At 62.4% G+C, this 16,569-nt stretch carries 16 protein-coding genes; 7 read left to right on the top strand and 9 right to left on the bottom strand.

Annotated elements, in window-relative coordinates:
* Positions 1–5: 5 nt before the first annotated feature.
* The 6 genes from era to rpoZ all read right to left on the bottom strand — a co-directional run bounded on the left by era (position 6) and on the right by rpoZ (position 5,694).
* Complete coding sequence (gene era / locus SSA02_RS02830) at positions 6–896, bottom strand: GTPase Era (RefSeq protein WP_147092374.1); 891 nt, start codon at positions 894–896, stop codon at positions 6–8.
* Positions 893–1,657 carry a ribonuclease III gene (rnc, locus tag SSA02_RS02825; protein WP_147092373.1) on the bottom strand — a complete coding sequence of 255 codons (765 nt, stop codon included), beginning with the start codon at positions 1,655–1,657 and terminating at the stop codon, positions 893–895. Before rnc ends, era begins: the two co-directional genes overlap by 4 nt.
* A 7-nt stretch (positions 1,658–1,664) precedes the next feature.
* Positions 1,665–2,459, bottom strand: a complete 795-nt coding sequence (lepB, locus tag SSA02_RS02820; RefSeq protein ID WP_147092372.1) for a signal peptidase I — start codon at positions 2,457–2,459, stop codon at positions 1,665–1,667.
* 57 nt (positions 2,460–2,516) lie between these two features.
* Entirely contained in the window at positions 2,517–2,927 is a 411-nt protein-coding gene (gene acpS, locus SSA02_RS02815) for a holo-ACP synthase (protein WP_147092371.1), read from the bottom strand.
* 7 nt (positions 2,928–2,934) lie between these two features.
* Positions 2,935–5,223, bottom strand: coding sequence for a RelA/SpoT family protein (locus tag SSA02_RS02810; RefSeq protein ID WP_147092370.1), 2,289 nt, complete (start codon positions 5,221–5,223; stop codon positions 2,935–2,937).
* Positions 5,224–5,295: 72 nt separating this feature from the next.
* On the bottom strand, positions 5,296–5,694 hold the full coding sequence (gene rpoZ, locus SSA02_RS02805; protein WP_147092369.1) for a DNA-directed RNA polymerase subunit omega: 399 nt from the start codon (positions 5,692–5,694) through the stop codon (positions 5,296–5,298).
* Positions 5,695–5,952: 258 nt separating this feature from the next.
* Here rpoZ and SSA02_RS02800 point away from each other — a divergent pair, with 258 nt between their 5' ends.
* The 4 genes from SSA02_RS02800 (at position 5,953) to SSA02_RS02785 (ending at position 8,881) form a co-directional block, all read left to right on the top strand.
* The gene (locus SSA02_RS02800; RefSeq protein WP_147092668.1) at positions 5,953–6,555 is read left to right on the top strand and encodes a LabA-like NYN domain-containing protein; all 603 of its coding nucleotides are present in this window, start codon (positions 5,953–5,955) and stop codon (positions 6,553–6,555) included.
* A 29-nt stretch (positions 6,556–6,584) separates the two neighbouring features.
* Positions 6,585–7,046: a hypothetical protein gene (locus tag SSA02_RS02795; RefSeq protein ID WP_147092368.1), complete on the top strand. Its 462-nt coding sequence runs from the start codon at positions 6,585–6,587 to the stop codon at positions 7,044–7,046.
* A 141-nt stretch (positions 7,047–7,187) separates the two neighbouring features.
* Complete coding sequence (locus SSA02_RS02790) at positions 7,188–8,135, top strand: NAD(P)-dependent oxidoreductase (protein WP_264884146.1); 948 nt, start codon at positions 7,188–7,190, stop codon at positions 8,133–8,135.
* A gap of 137 nt (positions 8,136–8,272) precedes the next feature.
* Positions 8,273–8,881, top strand: coding sequence for a superoxide dismutase (locus tag SSA02_RS02785; RefSeq protein WP_147092366.1), 609 nt, complete (start codon positions 8,273–8,275; stop codon positions 8,879–8,881).
* A 109-nt stretch (positions 8,882–8,990) separates the two neighbouring features.
* On the opposite strand, the gene yajC is transcribed toward SSA02_RS02785, so the two are convergent.
* Complete coding sequence (gene yajC / locus SSA02_RS02780) at positions 8,991–9,305, bottom strand: preprotein translocase subunit YajC (RefSeq protein WP_147092365.1); 315 nt, start codon at positions 9,303–9,305, stop codon at positions 8,991–8,993.
* Between the two features lie 123 nt (positions 9,306–9,428).
* On the opposite strand from yajC, the gene SSA02_RS02775 reads away from it, so the two are divergent.
* On the top strand, positions 9,429–10,316 hold the full coding sequence (locus SSA02_RS02775; RefSeq protein ID WP_147092364.1) for an ATP-binding protein: 888 nt from the start codon (positions 9,429–9,431) through the stop codon (positions 10,314–10,316).
* A 179-nt stretch (positions 10,317–10,495) separates the two neighbouring features.
* On the opposite strand, the gene SSA02_RS02770 is transcribed toward SSA02_RS02775, so the two are convergent.
* Positions 10,496–13,027: a TonB-dependent receptor plug domain-containing protein gene (locus tag SSA02_RS02770; RefSeq protein WP_147092363.1), complete on the bottom strand. Its 2,532-nt coding sequence runs from the start codon at positions 13,025–13,027 to the stop codon at positions 10,496–10,498.
* Positions 13,028–13,466: 439 nt separating this feature from the next.
* Here SSA02_RS02770 and SSA02_RS02765 point away from each other — a divergent pair, with 439 nt between their 5' ends.
* Entirely contained in the window at positions 13,467–14,522 is a 1,056-nt protein-coding gene (locus SSA02_RS02765; protein ID WP_371859174.1) for a Rieske 2Fe-2S domain-containing protein, read from the top strand.
* Positions 14,519–15,622 carry a bifunctional GNAT family N-acetyltransferase/(deoxy)nucleoside triphosphate pyrophosphohydrolase gene (locus SSA02_RS02760; protein WP_147092361.1) on the top strand — a complete coding sequence of 368 codons (1,104 nt, stop codon included), beginning with the start codon at positions 14,519–14,521 and terminating at the stop codon, positions 15,620–15,622. Before SSA02_RS02765 ends, SSA02_RS02760 begins: the two co-directional genes overlap by 4 nt.
* Here SSA02_RS02760 and SSA02_RS02755 read toward each other — a convergent pair.
* A complete protein-coding gene (locus SSA02_RS02755) occupies positions 15,614–16,516 on the bottom strand; it encodes an SMP-30/gluconolactonase/LRE family protein (RefSeq protein ID WP_147092360.1) in 903 nt (300 codons plus the stop codon). The genes SSA02_RS02760 and SSA02_RS02755 overlap by 9 nt on opposite strands.
* Positions 16,517–16,569: the final 53 nt, after the last annotated feature.

Here is a 16,569-nt window from a genome sequence, read left to right as displayed (position 1 = left end):
ACTTCTCAGGCGTCATCCAGTCCTATTGCACGCAAACGCGCCTTTTCCTCATCCCAGCCGGCGCGCTCGCGCACGTTCAGGAAGAGATGGCACGGGCGTTCGAGCAGACGTCCCAGATCGATCCGCGCACGCTCGCCTATGCTCCGGATCTTGCGACCGCCCTCGCCGATGAGAATGGCCTTGTGCCCGGGGCGCGAGACATAGATCGTCGCATCCACCCGCACGGACCCGTCCGGACGTTCCTTGAAGCTCTCCGTCTCGACCGTAGCCTGATAGGGAATCTCTTCATGGGTCTGCATGAAGATCTGCTCGCGCACGAGTTCGGCCGCAAGCAGGCGGTCCGGCAGATCGGTGAGATCGTCCTCAGGGTAGAGATAAGGCCCTTCCGGCAGTTCCGCAGCGAGATGATCGAGCAGATCGTCCACCCCGTCGCCCGAACGCGCGCTGAGCATGAAGACATGCTCGACGGAAAGCTGGTCGGTGATGGCCTTCGTAAGCGGCAGAAGCTGTTGCGCGCTGACCAGGTCGGTCTTGTTCAGCACCAGCCAGACGCGGCGCTTCTGCTTCGCGAGCGTCTCGATAACGGCCTGCGATTCCTCGCGGATACCCGCCTTGGCGTCGATCAGCAGGAGGGAGATATCGGCATCCTGCGAACCGGTCCAGGCCGCAGCGACCATGGCGCGGTCGAGCTTGCGGCGCGGCTTGAAGATGCCCGGCGTATCCACGAGCAGGATCTGGGTGGTCTGCCGCATGAGAATGCCCAGAACCCTGAAGCGCGTCGTCTGGGCCTTGGGGCTCACGATGGAGAGCTTCGCGCCCGTCATCCTGTTGATGAGGGTCGATTTTCCTGCATTCGGCGCGCCCACAAGGGCGACGAAACCACAGCGTGTCGTCATGTTCTTTCCTTCGTGCCTTTCCGGCCACGGTTCAATCGCCGGAGCAGGGCGGTCGCCGCCTCGCTCTCGGCCAGTCTCTTGCTTCCGGCAACGCCTTCCCCCGTATGCCCCATTCCGGTCACGGAAATCGTGAAACGCGGGGCGTGGGACGGCCCCTCCATCGAGAGGGTTTCGTATTCCGGGAGAGGATAGCCGCGTGCAAGCACGAATTCCTGCAAGGCCGTTTTCGGGTCTTTCGGCGGGGTGATCTGTGCGGTGAGAAGCCCCCGCCATCGTGCCCGGACGAAACGCCGCGCAGGCGCAAGGCCGCCATCGAGATAAACGGCGCCGAGCAGGGCCTCCATCGCATCTGCCTGCACATTGGCCAGTCCGCGTATTCCGGCCTGCTCCTCATGCTCGGCAATACGCAGGGCCGAAGCAACGCCGATTTCCTCGGCGATGGGCGCCAGGGCATTGCGCGAGACGAGAGATGCGTGCCGCGGGCCGAGCGCGCCTTCGGGCTCGTCCGGGAACTGCTCGAGCAACCATTCCGCCATGATCAGGCCGAGAACGCGATCGCCGATGAATTCCAGCCGTTCGTTCGACCCCTTCCCCGGGGAATCGCCAGCTGCCGTCCGCCCGGCCTGACGGGAACCGCGCCGCCCCTTGCGCACCGAAACGGCAGAACGATGGGTGAGCGCCTGCTCGAGCAGCGCCCTGTCCGAAAAACGGTGGCCGAGCGCTTCCTGAAGCGCATCGAGAACCCGGTCGTCTCCTGTCATGGTCCCGTCAATCCATCACGGCGAAAAGATGGCTCCAGCGGATTTCGAAGGGCCATTGCCAGAACTGCCAGACGGGATGACGGGCCTCGTAGGAGAACCAGACGAACCGGGCCTTGCCCACCAGATTGACCATGGGAACATAGCCGAGATCCCGCCCGTTATCGGCCTGGAAGCGGCTGTCGCTGCTGTTGTCGCGATTGTCTCCCATCGCGAAGAAATACCCCTCTGGCACGATATATTCGCGCGTGTTGTTCGGTTCTCCGGCGTCGGTCTGCTTCAGGATCTGGTGCGTGACGGAAACACCGCCCTTGCTGGGCGGCAAGGTCTCGAGATAACGCATGCCCGTCTGTGCATCCCCCCTCTCATCGTCGACCGAATAGGCCCCGAGCGCGCGCCGGGGCACCTTCTCGCCATTGATGTAGAGTTCGCCCCCTGTCACCTGCACATGGTCTCCGGGGAGACCGATGATCCGCTTGATATAATCCTCCGAGGTGTTCTGCGTGTATCTGAAGACCGCAACGTCGCCGCGATGGGGCGCCGCGCCCCAGATCCGCCCCTTGAAAAGATCGGGAGAGAAAGGCAGGGAGAATCGGGACCAGCCATAATCGAACTTGGTCACGAAAACATAGTCGCCGACCTGAAGCGTCGGAATCATCGAACCGCTCGGAATGGTGAAAGGCTCGACCAGGACAGTACGGATGACGACCAGCACGAGGAGCCAGGACAGGACGAAGCGCACCGTCTCGAGCGGCGTGTCCTGTCTGCGGTCTGAGGTCTGCGCCTCTCGGATCTTTTCGTTCATACCGGCTTCATAGCGCAGGCGGGAGGGAATTGGCGACAGTCTAAGTGCGTTGCGCCTTCACGACGAGGACGGCACGGACTGGATGACCACATAGGCGAGGGCATAGGGCGCCTCGTCGCTCAGGCTCAACAGCGCCTCGACACGCTGCCCCGGCATTGCCATCGCCTGGAAGACGGTCGCAGCCTCCCCGCTCAGAGAGAGAAAGGGCCTGCCCGATGGCTCCTGCAGCACCTCGATATCCGTAAGGCGTATGCCATCGCGAAACCCGGTCCCGAGCGCCTTGACGAAGGCCTCTTTCGCAGCCCAGCGTTTGGCGAGGATCCCGAGCCGCCCCTCGCCCTTGCGCGTATCGGCATAAGCCCGCTCGGCCGGTGTGAAGCTCCGCTCGAGAAAACGCCCTTCCGAGCGTTCTATCGCACGGGCGATCCGGCGCATGTCGCACAGATCCGTGCCGATCCCCCTGATCATGTCGCGCTCAGCTCCTGGCGCGCTCGACCTGCATGACGCCCTGCGATGATCGCAGGGCTGCGATCATCGCAGAGAGATGCCGCACATCACGCACCTCGAGATCGACCAGGATTTCCATGAAATCGAGCTGCCGGTTGAGAATGCGCAGATTGACCACACTGCCATGATGTTTCGAGGCCGTGTTGGTCAGGGTCGCGAGCACATTCGATTCATTGGCGGCAATCACGCTGACCCGCCCGATATGGGGCGCACCGCGCTCACCCTGGGAGAGCGCCTCGTAATCCCAGTCGATCTCGAGGAAACGCTCCGGGGTGGACGAAAAGGCACTGAGATTCTGGCAGGCGCGCTGATGGATCGTCACCCCCTTACCCTGCGCGATGATCCCGACGATCGGATCGCCCGGAAGAGGATGACAACATCCGGCGAAATGCGTGGCGATACCGGTCCCGATTCCGTTGATGACCGAGCCCGTCCGCGCGCCGTACCGGGCCGACGCGCCTGCCCCGCTGCCCAGACGCCCCGAGAGACCGGGGACCATGCGCGGTGCGCGATGTGTCTGGCGCAATTCCGGATAGGCGGCGTTGACCACGTCGCGTGGGCCGAGCTGCCCGGTCCCCACTGCAACGTAGAGATCCTCGATGGAAGCCTGACGCAGATCGCGCAAAAGCGTCTCGAGCACCTTTTCGCTGCCATCGACACCCTCCTGACGGAAGGCCTTGGCGAGCGCCGTGCGACCGCCATCGAGATTGACCTGACGCTGCTGCAAGGCGACATGACGCCTGATGCGCGCACGCGCCTTGCCCGTGACCACGAATCGTTCCCACGATGCGGAGGGCGTTCCGCCGCGCGCGGTCATGATCTCGACCTGATCGCCATTCTGCAATTCGTGGCGCAGGGGCATCAGCCGCCCGTTGATCTTCGCCCCCACGCAGGCATCGCCGACCTGGCTGTGCACGGCATAGGCGAAATCGACCGGCGTGGCACGACGCGGCAGGGAAATGAGCTGCCCCTTGGGCGTGAAGCAGAAGACCTGATCCTGATAGAGCTCGAGCTTGGTGTTCTCCAGAAACTCGTCGGGCGCTTCGGAATCCTCGAGAATCTCGAGCAGATCCTGCACCCAGCGCAGCTTGTTCAGACCGAGCGCCGCTACCTCGCTGTTCGATGCGGCAGCCTCGTCCCGCTCCTTGTAGGCCCAGTGCGCGGCAACGCCGTTTTCAGCGAAGTCATGCATGCCCGGCGTGCGGATCTGGATCTCGATCTTCTGGTTGCGCGGGTGGCGCAGCGTCACACCGGTATGGAGGCTCTGATACCCGTTGGCCTTGGGGGTGGAAATATAGTCCTTGAAGCGCCCTGCAATCATCGGATAGGCGCCGTGAATGGCGCCCAGAGCCGCGTAGCATGCATCCCGCGTCGGCACGATCACCCTGAAGGCCATGATATCCGAGAGCTGCTCGAACGCGACATTGCGCTTCTGCATCTTGGCCCAGATGGAAAACGGCGATTTCTCGCGCCCCGTGACCTCGACATGGGCGAGACCGGCCTCGGCACACAGCCCTTTGAGCTCGCGCCGGATCTGCTCGATGATATCGGCCCCGTGGCCGCGCAGGAAATTGAGCCGCGCCCTGATGGTCGTATCGGCTTCTGGCTCGAGCTGCTCGAAGGAAAGATTCTGGAGCTCGGTCTTCACCCGGTCCATGCCGATACGCTCGGCCAGAGGCGCGTAGATGTCCATCGTCTCGCGCGCGATGCGCAGACGACGGTCCTGTCGCTGGACGTAATGGAGCGTCCGCATGTTGTGCAGGCGGTCGGCCAGCTTCACGATGAGCACACGGATATCGCGCGACATCGCCAGAACGAGCTTGCGGAAGTTCTCTGCCTGCTTGGTGCGATCGGACTGAAGCTCGAGGCGGGTCAGCTTGGTGACGCCATCCACGAGATTGGCCACGGTCTCTCCGAAACGCTCCTTCAGGAACGCTTGGGTGACGCCTGTGTCCTCGACCGTGTCATGGAGCAATCCGACCACGATGGACGGCACGTCCATCCGGAATCCGGCGAGGATATTCGCAACCGCGATCGGATGGATGATATAGGGCTCGCCATTGTCGCGCTTCTGTTCCCGATGGGCACGCTCCGCGACCGCATAGGCATCCTCGATACGCGAGAGATCGGCTTCGGGATCGTAGCTGGCGACCCGTCGCAACAGACCGCTGATCGAGGGGATCGCAGCCGGCGGCTCAGGAGTGGGAAGGATTGTCTCGGACACGATACGCTTCTCCTCTCCTGTTGATACCCCCATGCGCCGTTCGGCCTTTCACGGTTTTCCGTAACGCGGCTCCCGGGACCGTTCTCCCGGGAGCCCAGACCCGGCTCAGCGGCGGCCGCGACCGCCGAATTCGGCCTCGAACGATGCCTCGAGCTCGGCAGGAGACAATGTCTCGGCCATATGGGCCTGCTCCTCTTCGGAGGAGACATCCTGAAGACCGAAGATATTCTGATCGGTCGGGATCAGATCCATGACCTCCTCATCGACCGGCTCTGGCTCGGGGGCCCGCGCCAGAGACCGCACGATTCCGTCCTTGAGCGCGCCGAGATTGACCTTTTCATCGGCGATCTCGCGCAATGCGACCACGGGATTCTTGTCATTGTCGCGATCGATCGTCATTTCCTCGCCGCGCGAAAGCCCGCGCGCGCGCTGGGCAGCGAGAAGAACGAGCTCGAAGCGGTTCGGAACCTTTTCGATGCAGTCTTCGACGGTTACACGTGCCATTACTCTATCCCAACCAGTCTCTGCAGATCCATATGAATTGGCCAAAATAGCACGAGGCCGAAGCCGGAGCAAACAACTTCCTCGGCGCGCGAGGACGGCGGCGCGTCCCGACAGTGACCGCCCCCAGCCTGAGCCGTGAAGAAGTTGCCTGAGGTTGTCACTATATTAAGAGTTCGAAACTGGTTAAAGATGCAAAAATCGAAGCCATCACTTCGATGGCCGCTTATCCCTGAATCAAGAAATGACATTAGGCAAGATATGCTCGAGAAAAGCGAAAGAACCGCCGTATTCATAGACGGGTCAAGTCTCTACTATACCGCAAAAACGGTAGGATTTGAGGTAGATTATCGCCGACTTCTGAAATACTTCAAGACAAATACAAAACTTTTGCGCGCATGTTACTATGCAGCCATACCGGAAACCGAGGACTATTCTCCCCTCAAGCCGCTGACCGACTGGCTCGCCTATAACGGTTACATGCTCGTATCGAAGCCGGCCCGGGAATTTACCGATCACAACGGGCGACGTCGTGTGAAAGGAAACATGGATGTCGAAATCGCCGTCGATCTGCTCGAACTCGCGGATCGCATCGATCACGCGGTCATCTTCAGCGGCGACGGCGATCTGCGCCGCGCGGTGGATGCCGTGCAAAGACGCGGGATCAGGGTCACGGCGATTTCCTCGCTTCGCGCCTCCCCCGCGCTTATCGGCGACGATCTGCGCCGCCAGGTGGACCAGTTCGTCGAACTGGGGGACATCGCGGCGGAATTCACCCGGCGTCAGAGCGACGTGCCCCCTCGCCCGCGCGCCGCTCCGATACGCCACCCTGCCGATATTGTCGACGACGATTTCGAGAACTGAGCAACCGCGCGTTATCCTGTCTTTCAGCAATGCATAGCCATGCCGATACCGAGGGAAATGTCCGCATTCTCGTCGTCAGCCTCACCGCCCTCTCCCCTCATGACAAGTCCCGGCTGGGAACCCGGTTCTTCCGCCCCGGAAACCGGGAAATGCCGCACGGCACCGTCTATCACGATCTGGGCGGAACCCCTCCGCAGGCGGATGAGCCGGTTTCCATGGCGACATCGCAACTCGATCCCCTGACCGCCCTGCTCCGGTCTCTCGCGAGCCTGAGACTGGTCGTGACGTTCGGTATCACCGCCCATCTCACGACCATCGAGTCCTACGGCATACCCTGGTCGCGCATTCCTTACCGGGCAGGGCTTCTCACCGCCTTGCCCGACGGTCTGATCATCGCCAATCTGCCTGCTCTCGGGATCATGCCGCTGGAGACGATGGAACCCGCCCTGACCCGGATGATCCCGGTTCTCCGCCGTGAGGGAATCCTGTGAATACGACCCGACGGCAGGGGAATCGTGCCTGAGAGGATCCGGACCGGATTTTTCCCGACACGATCCGCGCCTTCCGGCCGGCCTGGGCAAGACCCGGGGCAGACCGGACCGGAACCTCTCCGGGGGATCAGGCATTGAACCCTGCGACATACCGAAGAGTCGCTCGAAAAGGGACACGATCACATGAAAGACACCTCAATCCGGACGGTCGGCTTCGTCGGCTACGGCGCCATGGGCCGCCTGATGGGCAAGAATCTCCGCAACGCCGGTTTCGCGCTGACCGTCTATACCCCGTCCGGCAGGACGGGCGACGACGAGGTGCAAACCTGCCCGTCACCGAAAAGTCTCGCCGAAAGCGCCGATCTGGTTGTGGTCTGCGTTCCCGATGACAAGAGCCTTTTCGCCTCTGCCGAAGGCGAAGACGGATTTCTGGCGGGATGCGCCCCCGGCACGATGATCGTCAATTGCAGCACGGTTTCACCGGATGCGACCGAGCGGCTTTGTCGCGCGGCACGGTCACATGACCTGCGTTTCGTCGATGCGCCCATGTCGGGCAGCACGCCGGAAGCCGAACGTGGTGAGCTCGTCATGCTCGTCGGTGCGGAAGTGGCCGATCTGGAGGCGGCCCGTCCGGTGCTCGATGCGATCGGCAAACTCACCATTCACGCCGGCCCTGTGGGGGCCGGTACGCGGCTCAAGCTCGTGGTCAACGGGATCATGGGGGGTACGCTCGCCATCATAGCCGAGGCCGTCGGATACGGGCTCGGAAGCGGGCTCGACCGGACCGTGCTCTATGACGCGCTCTCGGAACTCGCCGTGATTTCGCCCCACCACAAGAGAAAGCTCGCCGCGGCGGCCCGGCACGATTTCTCCCCCCAGTTCCCCGCGCGTCTCATGTCGAAGGATATGGGGCTTCTGGTTTCGGCAGTGCGGCAGACGCACGGATTCTGCCCTGCGATCGCGGTTGCCGACCAGGCCCTTTCCCTGCTGGTGAAGCGCCATGCAAATGACGACTACGCATCCCTTCTCGGCGCGGTCGAGAAGAGTGTGGTCCATACGCCGCCCGCCACGCCGGACCACGAGGGGTGACAGACTCACCCCGGAGGGACCTGCAGAAACAGCAGGAACACCGCACGGGTTGACGAATTGCGTCCCACACCATAGCTGGCTTGGAAGACCAAGCAGCTCCGCTTTGTCCTCACCATGACAGTCCAGGAGACGAGACCATGGCTTTCGAACTGCCCTCCCTCCCCTATCAGACCGGAGCGCTCGCCGCTTCGGGCATGTGCCAGGAAACCCTCGAGCTTCATCACGGCAAGCACCATCAGGCCTATGTCACGGCCCTGAACGGTTTTGTCGAAGCCAAGCCCGAGCTTCAGGGCAAGAGCCTCGACGAGATCATTCTCGCCGTGAAGGGCGATGCAAGCCAGGCGCCGGTTTTCAACAATGCCGGTCAGCACTGGAACCACATTCTCTTCTGGAAGAATCTCGCCCCCAATGGCGGCCGGATCCCCACGAAGCTCGCAGCCAAGATCGACGAGGATCTGGGCGGGCTGGACGCTTTCAAGACCGCCTTCAAGCAGGCAGCGACGACGCAGTTCGGTTCCGGCTGGGCATGGCTGGTTCTGGGCAAGGACGGCAAACTGGCCGTGACCAAGACCGCCAACGGTTCGAACCCCCTCGCAGAGGGTCAGGGGCGCGCGCTCCTCGGCCTCGACGTCTGGGAACACGCCTATTATCTGGACTTCCGCAACCGTCGTCCGGACTACATCACGAACTATCTGGACAAGCTGGCGAATTACGAATTTGCCGAAGCGGAACTCCTCTCCGCCTGAGACCCGGCCCGGCGCCCCCCGGCTGCAACGGAAAAAGGCCGCCCCGAACCGGGCGGCCTTTTCTTTTCGTGCGCAGCTTCTTTTCGTGCGCAGCGTGTCGGAAGGCCCGTTATTTGGCGGCCTTCGCTGCGTCGTTCGCGGGCTTCGCCGTGCTGGTCAGAACCTGGGAGACATTCTCTCGCATGAGCTGGATCCGGGTATTCGGCGCGATCTCCACCTCGATTTCCTTGCTCCCCTCACGGGCCAGCTGGACCGTGCCCACGATACCCCCGCTCGTCACGATACGATCGCCGCGACGCAGGGCGTTGAGCTGAGCCTTGAGCTCACGCTGGCGCGCCTGCTGCGGACGGATGAGCACGAAATAGAAGACGACGAACACGAGGATCATCGGTAGGAAAGAGATAATCCCGCTGTTGGCGAGCATGGTTTTATTCCATATGTCAGTGCATTGCCGGGCCGGACGTGCCCTCAAGCCCGCCGGATAGGGTCCGGACCATAATTCCTCGGGACAGCACGTCAAGGAGTCCTGCGGTTGACGGAGTTGACGATGCACCCCGATTTACTCACCAGACTGGACCGGATCGCAGACGCTCTGGACAGATTGTCCCCACCTCCGGCCACACCCGCATCGCTCGATACGGCCGATGCTTTCGTCTGGCAGGGCAGCACGGGCACGCTGCGGGCCGTTCCCGGCATTTCCGGGGTCGATCTCGATCTGTTACGCGGGATCGAGCGTCAGAAGCGCCTCGTTCTCGACAATACGCGGCATTTCGCTTCGGGGCGCGCGGGGAACAACGTCATGCTGTGGGGCGCGCGCGGCATGGGAAAATCCTCCCTCGTCAAGGCCTGCTGCACAGCCGTCAACCGGGAGATCCCCCACGGCGTGGCCCTTATCGAGATCGCCCGGGACGATCTCTCGAGCCTCCCGCGTCTTCTGGATCTTCTGCGCGACCAGCCGCGACGCTGCATTCTCTTTTGCGACGACCTCTCCTTCGAAACGCAGGATGCGGATTACAAATCGCTCAAATCGGTTCTCGATGGCGGGCTTCTCGGTCGTCCCGCAAATGTCCTGTTCTATGCCACGTCGAACCGGCGGCACCTCATGCCGCGCGACATGATGGAGAACGAAAGCGGCAGCGCGATCAACCCCCAGGAAGCCGTCGAAGAGAAGGTTTCCCTCTCCGATCGTTTCGGTCTCTGGATCGGCCTGCATGGATGCTCGCAGGACATCTATCTCTCCATCGTCGACACCTACGCCGCGGCGCGCGGGCTCGATCAGGCGCGCGATATCCTGCATCGCAAGGCGCTCGAATGGGCGATGGAACGCGGAAGCCGCTCCGGGCGGGTCGCAGCGCAATTCATCGATCATTTCGAAGCCTGTTGCGACATGCGCGGCGCGCCCCTCGAGAAGACGGGCCCCGAAAGCCGCTCCTAGTCACGCAAGCCGCACCTGGAAGGCAACCGACCGGAAAGCGACCCGCCCCGAAAAGCCCGACAAGGCGGGAGAAAGCGGCTGACAGGACGGATAGGCGCCCGGCACGAAGACGAAACCCCGTTCCGGGCCGTGTCCGTCAGGCCGGAACCTGACGGAGACGACGCCTCCGCGTCCCTGCCTCAGAACGTCACGTTGAGGCGGCCGTAATAATAGGCGCCGGAGATGGGAATTCCGGACGAATCGGTGTCATAGATCTTCGGGCCGAGATAGTTGTTGATCGGGTTCACATGGCGGGGGCGCTGGTTGAAGATGTTGTTCACGCCCAGAGCCATGTGCCAGTGCTCCATGAACCGGTAGCCGACCTCGATATCGGTAAGCCATGCGGGCGTATTCTTGAATTCGGCCCATTGCGTGTTCGAATATTTGAGGCCGGCAGGCGCCAGATCCTGATAGCTGAGGAGCGATTTGGTTTCGCCGTAACGCGTCTGGCGCAGGTTCACATCCCACTGATGATAGGACCAGTAGGCATTCAGGATGATCTTGCTTCTGGGCGAGCCGGTCGTGAGATAGCCGATCGTCTGTGCATTGGCCGCCGGTTCGCCGAAGGCATTGGTGTTGACGTGATGGATGCGCGTCCGGTTGAGATTGAGCATCATGCTGAGATTGAGCGTCCCGTAACGATGGAGACGCAGAAGATAGTCGGACTGGATATCCAGACCCTGGGTGCGTGTGCTCGCGACGTTTGCGAAATAGTTCGCGGTCACATTATCGAGATCGAATCCGCCACCGCCGGAGCCCGGAAGCTGCACGCCGGTCAGGGTGATCGCATCCAGAGCCGTCTGGCCGTTGACGGTCGCCGACCCGATGATGCGGTCGCGTATGTTGATCTGATAGACATCGGCGGAGATATGCCATCCCTTGACCGGTTCGGCGATGATTCCGCCTTCCGCGCTGGTGGAACGCTCCGGCTTCAGCCTCTGGGCGCCGATCGTCTGACCGGCCGCGCCCACGGTCTGGAGCAGACCCGACGCGCCGGTCGGTGAGACGTTCAGGGCACTGTAATACTGCTCGGGCATGGTCGGCGCGCGGAAGCCGTTGCTGATCGTCGCACGCACGGCAAGGCGGCTGGTGATGTCGTATCGCGTCGTGACCTTCCCGTTCTCGGTATTTCCGACATCGGTGTAATGCTCGAACCGCCCTGCAAAATCGAGATCCCAGTGCGGCAGGAGATGGAAATCGCTGTCCACATAACCGGCCCAGATATTGCGCTGCCAGCGTCCGGCGTTCTGCGGCGTAAGACCTGCGAAACCCTGCGTCCCACCGAGGGCGTAGGACGCTTCCTCGCCGGCCATGATCTTGTACATCTCGAGCCGGTGCTCGGCGCCGAAAGCGAGCGTCATCGGCACGGTATCGGCAATGCGGAAGCGCCGCCGGGCATCGAAATTGCTCGTCCACTGCGCAAGCGAATAGCTCTGCGTCCTCACGGTCGTGGGCGAGAAGCCATAAGCCTTGTAGTAATTCGGGTTGAAGGTGTTCTTGTTGCCGATATCGTTGTCGTCCTGGCCGTACAGGGTGCTCAGATCCCAGCTGAACCCCAGAAGATCGTCGCCCTTGAGCCCGAGATTGGCCTGGAAGTCATTTTCCTCGATCGTCTCGAGCGGTGAGAATCCATAGGGATAGGCGCTCGGCGCCACGCTGGGCAGGCGATAATTCTGGATCGACTCCGCATGGCGATGCGCATAGGTGATGAGGCCGTAGGTCTGGAGTCCCTCGACGATCCCCTTGCCCCATTCGATCGAGAGATTTTCGCGCGTTTCCTCCGGCATGGACAGGATCTTGTTGGAATTCGCAGGCCAGCTTGCGCCCGGGGTCCAGCGGTGATCGTTGGTGCTGCGCAGCTTCGAGACGAAATGATCGGTGTGATAGACCTGCCCGCTCAGATGGACGAAGCCGTCCTTGCCCCATTTCGCCCCGCCATCGGCACCGACGAGATACTGCCAGCCCGAGCCGTTATAGGCATTCGCGCCGGTCTGGGCGACGGTGTTGATCCCGTGACTGGTCTTCTTGGTGATCACGTTGACAACACCTGCGATCGCATCGGAACCGTAAAGCGCCGCGGCACCGTCGCGCAGGATCTCGATATGATCGATCGCACCCGCCGGGATCATGTTCAGATCGACCGGGGTCGAGCCCTGCTGCGGCCCTGCATCGGCATAGATATTGGCGGTGGTGTTGCGACGCTTGCCGTCGACCAGAACGAGCACCTCGTTCGGATTGAGCCCGCGCATCCGGATGGCGGAAGTCAGCGCACCCGCATCGGCGCCATTCGCCGTGACCGTGATCGACGGATCGACACGCGTGATGGCATCGGCGAGGTTGAGCTGTCCCGACCGGCGCAGGGTGGCCCCGGAAAGAACGGTCACCGGGACGGCGCTGTCACGGGCCTTGCGGTTGAAGGCATGGGTCCCGGTCACGATCACCGACTCACCCGAATCCCCGCTCGCATCGCGGGCGTGACGCGTGCGGGCCTTGCTGGGAACCGAGGCGAGAGTCTGATCCGATCCGATCGATGTCCGGTGATGCACGGTGCCCTGTTTTTTAGCGCGAGCGGTCGTGTGCTTTGCAGAAGACGTTTCCGCCAGCGCACAGTCGAACCCGAATGGCAGTGTGAGAAGCGTCGCCGCGGCCAGTATTCTTCGTTTTGTGGACATCGTTTGTGCTGTCTCTCCATGGGATGGGAACGAGAGGCAGTCTAGGCAGCGCCGGAAATACGTTACAATATCGAAATGGAGACTTTCTTTCGATATCGAACCGAATGAGACATGAAAAACACAGTTTGACGCAGCGGACCAGCATTATGTTGCGCGAAAGCCCCTCACAGGCGAGACGCGATGCTTGCGTTTCGCTTGTGAATCGACCTGCCTGCGGTGGCGGAGCGGGCCGGAGAGGTCGCGGGCGGGCGCGATAAACCCGCTATTCGCCAGCCCTCCAAGCCTGCTAATGTCCGGTCCAACACTGCGTCACGTATCGCGCGGCCCGCCCCCGCAGGTCGGTCGCCCCAATGGAGGTCTCGACAGAACACCCATGACGGAAAGCCTTATGACCGACACGCCCACCCTCGCAGATCTCCCGCAGGGCAGCTCCGACCGGATGAGACTGGGCAGCGAGACCATCGACCTGCGTCAGGTCAAATGCGACCCGGATTACTGGTATCCGGTCGCCTGGTCGCACGAGCTCAGGAAGGGCAAGACGATCGGTACGCGCTTTGCCGGCCAGCCGATCGCCCTCGTCCGCCCCGAGGAAGGTGCCGTCTTCGCTCTGGAAGATCGCTGCGCGCATCGTCAGGTGCCACTCAGCAAGGGGCGCGTGGAGGGAGAGGCCGTCCAGTGCTGTTATCACGGATGGGCCTATGGACGTTCGGGGCGCTGTATCGATGTTCCCTATCTCGGCAAGGGCAAGCTGCCCAACGGCGTACGCACCTATCCCTGCCGCGAGGTGGAGGGGCTGATCTTCGTCTTCCCGGGAGATCCCGCAAAGGCGGAAACGGTTCCGTTCCCGCGGCTGGGCTCGGTTGCCGATCCGGCCTACAAAACCCGTCGTTTCGGCGAGACCGTCCAGTGTCACTACAGCTTCATGCATGAAAACCTGATGGATATGAATCATCAGTTCATGCACTCGAAGCAGATGGGCAAGATGAAGCCGCGCTATCTCGGCGGCGAAAACGAGCCGCTCATGGTCGAGGCGCGCTACAGTTTCGCCCGCACCGGGGGCAAGCAGCCCTGGGGAGAAACCCTCATTTTCGGCGAGAGACGCGATGCGAGCGCAAAATACGCCCATCGCGACGTCATGACGATCCGCACGGAATATCCCTATCAGACGCTGCGCATCCGCACCGGGGATGCACCTCCTGTCATGGATCTGTGGATTGTCTATGTCCCGCAGGACGAGGCGCATATGAGTTGCCGCGTTTTCGGCCTTCTCTCGATACGACGCCCCAGGCTCAAGGGAGCTCTGGAACTGGCCTGGCCTCTGCTCGTCGGCTTCACGAACCGCATCTTCGCCGAGGACCGGGAAATCGTGGAGCTCGAGCAGCAGGCCTGGCGCGACCTCGGCGGCGACAGGAACCAGGAGGTGTTCCCCGTGATCAATGCGCTTCGCGATCTCCTTCGCCGCGCGGGAATAAAGCCTGCCGCCGCCGATTCATGACCGCCTCCATCGAGATCGCTCCCTATCGGCTGCGCCCCCTTCGCCTGTCCGATGGTGCGGACATCCACCGTCTGGTCAATGACTGGAGCGTGGTGCGGATGCTGAGCCATCTCCCCTTTCCTTATCCGAGGGAGCTCGCCGATCGCTGGATCGGCAGCACCATCCAGCGTCAGAGCGCCGGACAGGCATGGCATTTCGGGATCTGCGACGACAAGGCGCTGATCGGCTGCATCGGCGTCTCGCTCGATGCCCCCGGCAGGGCGGCGCGGATCGGTTACTGGCTGGGGCGCGCCCATTGGGGCCGCGGTATCGCTACCCTCTGCGTCACCCGCATTGTCGCGTGGGCGTTCGAGACCCTTCCGGCCTCGCAGATCCTCGCAGATGTCGCGCAGGATAATCCGGCATCGATCGCCCTGCTGAGGCGGCTCGGATTTTCCGAGGCGGGACGCACGACCATCGCGTTTCTCTCCCGTGGCGGCGAACCCTGTCCTGTCCTGACCATGTCCCTCGCCCGTTCCGGCTTCTCTTCCGTCGCGGCCCGGCTCGGCACCGTTTCAGCAGAAACCTCCGCCGATCATGACCCGGGCATGACGCCCCGGCCCACCGGCCCTGCAACCGCCACAGCAATGCCCGCCGCTTCCGGCGCCGGGACGGTCCCGGACGGCATCGCGACGAAACGCCCTGCCTCAGCGGCGCCCCGGATATTGCTCGTCGTGGCCGCCGTTCTCGTCGACCGGGAAAACAGGGTGCTCATCGCCCGCAGACCTCCGGGCAAACCCCTGGCCGGTCTGTGGGAATTCCCCGGAGGAAAGGTCGAACACAACGAATCCCCAGAGCAGGCCCTGATCCGCGAGCTTCACGAGGAACTCGGAGTCGATCTCAGCGCCGGTTGCATCGCTCCCCTGACCTTCGTCTCCGAGAACTCCGGAGGGCGCCATCTTCTCATGCCGCTTTTCATATGCAGGCGATGGCGTCACGATCCGGTCGGACGGGAGGGGCAGGAACTCGCCTGGGTGTCTCCCGAGGCATTGCACGCTTATCCCATGCCAAACCCCGACCGCCCTCTCATCCCGCTGCTTCAGGAACTCCTGTCAGGCTGAGAGACGGATCCGGTGCTGCGGCAGCCCGGCCTTGTCGGAGCGGAAGGTGAAGACGCTCCCGGCATGTGGCTCGCCTGCGAGAGTCCCGGCAGAAAGATTCTGTCGCGCAGAGGTTACATAGGCGGTCTTCCTGTCGGGGCCGCCGAAAGCGACCTTCGTCACGTTCGTGGCGGGCACCCGAACAGCGAAACGCTCCACCCCTTCGGGCGTGAAGCAGCGGACATGGCCCCCACCCCAGGTAGAGCTCCAGACATTTCCCTCGCAATCGGTCACGACGCCATCCGGATAGCCCTTGTCTTCCGGCAGATGGACGAAGACGCGCTTGTTCACCAGATTGCCATCCGCCGCGATATCGAACCGGTAGATGTTCCCGCTCGGCGTATCGCAGGCATAGAGCGTACGGCCATCGGGGGAGACTGCCGGACCATTGGCAACCGTATAGCCTGTATCGTGCTTGCGCAGCACGAAGCCGGATGCCTCATGACGAACGCTGTAGAGCGACCCGCTCGCGGCTTCTTCCGAATCGTCCATCGTGCCGAACCATCCGCGCCCGTAGATATCCACGCATCCGTCATTCAGCCTGTTGCCGGGCAGATCGGGCTCGACGTCGACTTCCTTGCGGAACGACCCATCGGAAGAGTCGAAACGATAGAGCCCGTCCTTGACCCCTGCGAGAAATGTTCCGTCTTCGAGCGGAAGCAGAAACGCGACCTTGTCGGGAGCATCGAAATGCGTCGCCTTCCCGGTTCCGGGTTCGAACCGGTGGACCCGCTTGTTGACGATATCGACGAAATAGAGCGCTTTTTCCTCGGCGATCCAGACAGGCCCCTCCCCGAGCTGGGCGCGGACGTCATAGGCGCAGCTTGCCCATTGTTCCTGGTTCGGTCCGGTCATGAATCATCTCCCGCGAAAAAGTCATCAGATACGCAAGGCGTAACGTCGCGCAA

Source organism: Swaminathania salitolerans (assembly GCF_007988945.1).
In the GTDB taxonomy this organism is placed as follows: Bacteria; Pseudomonadota; Alphaproteobacteria; order Acetobacterales; family Acetobacteraceae; genus Swaminathania; species Swaminathania salitolerans.
The sequence above is the reverse complement of the archived record's forward strand: the minus strand, read 5'-3'. Positions and strand labels throughout refer to the sequence as shown.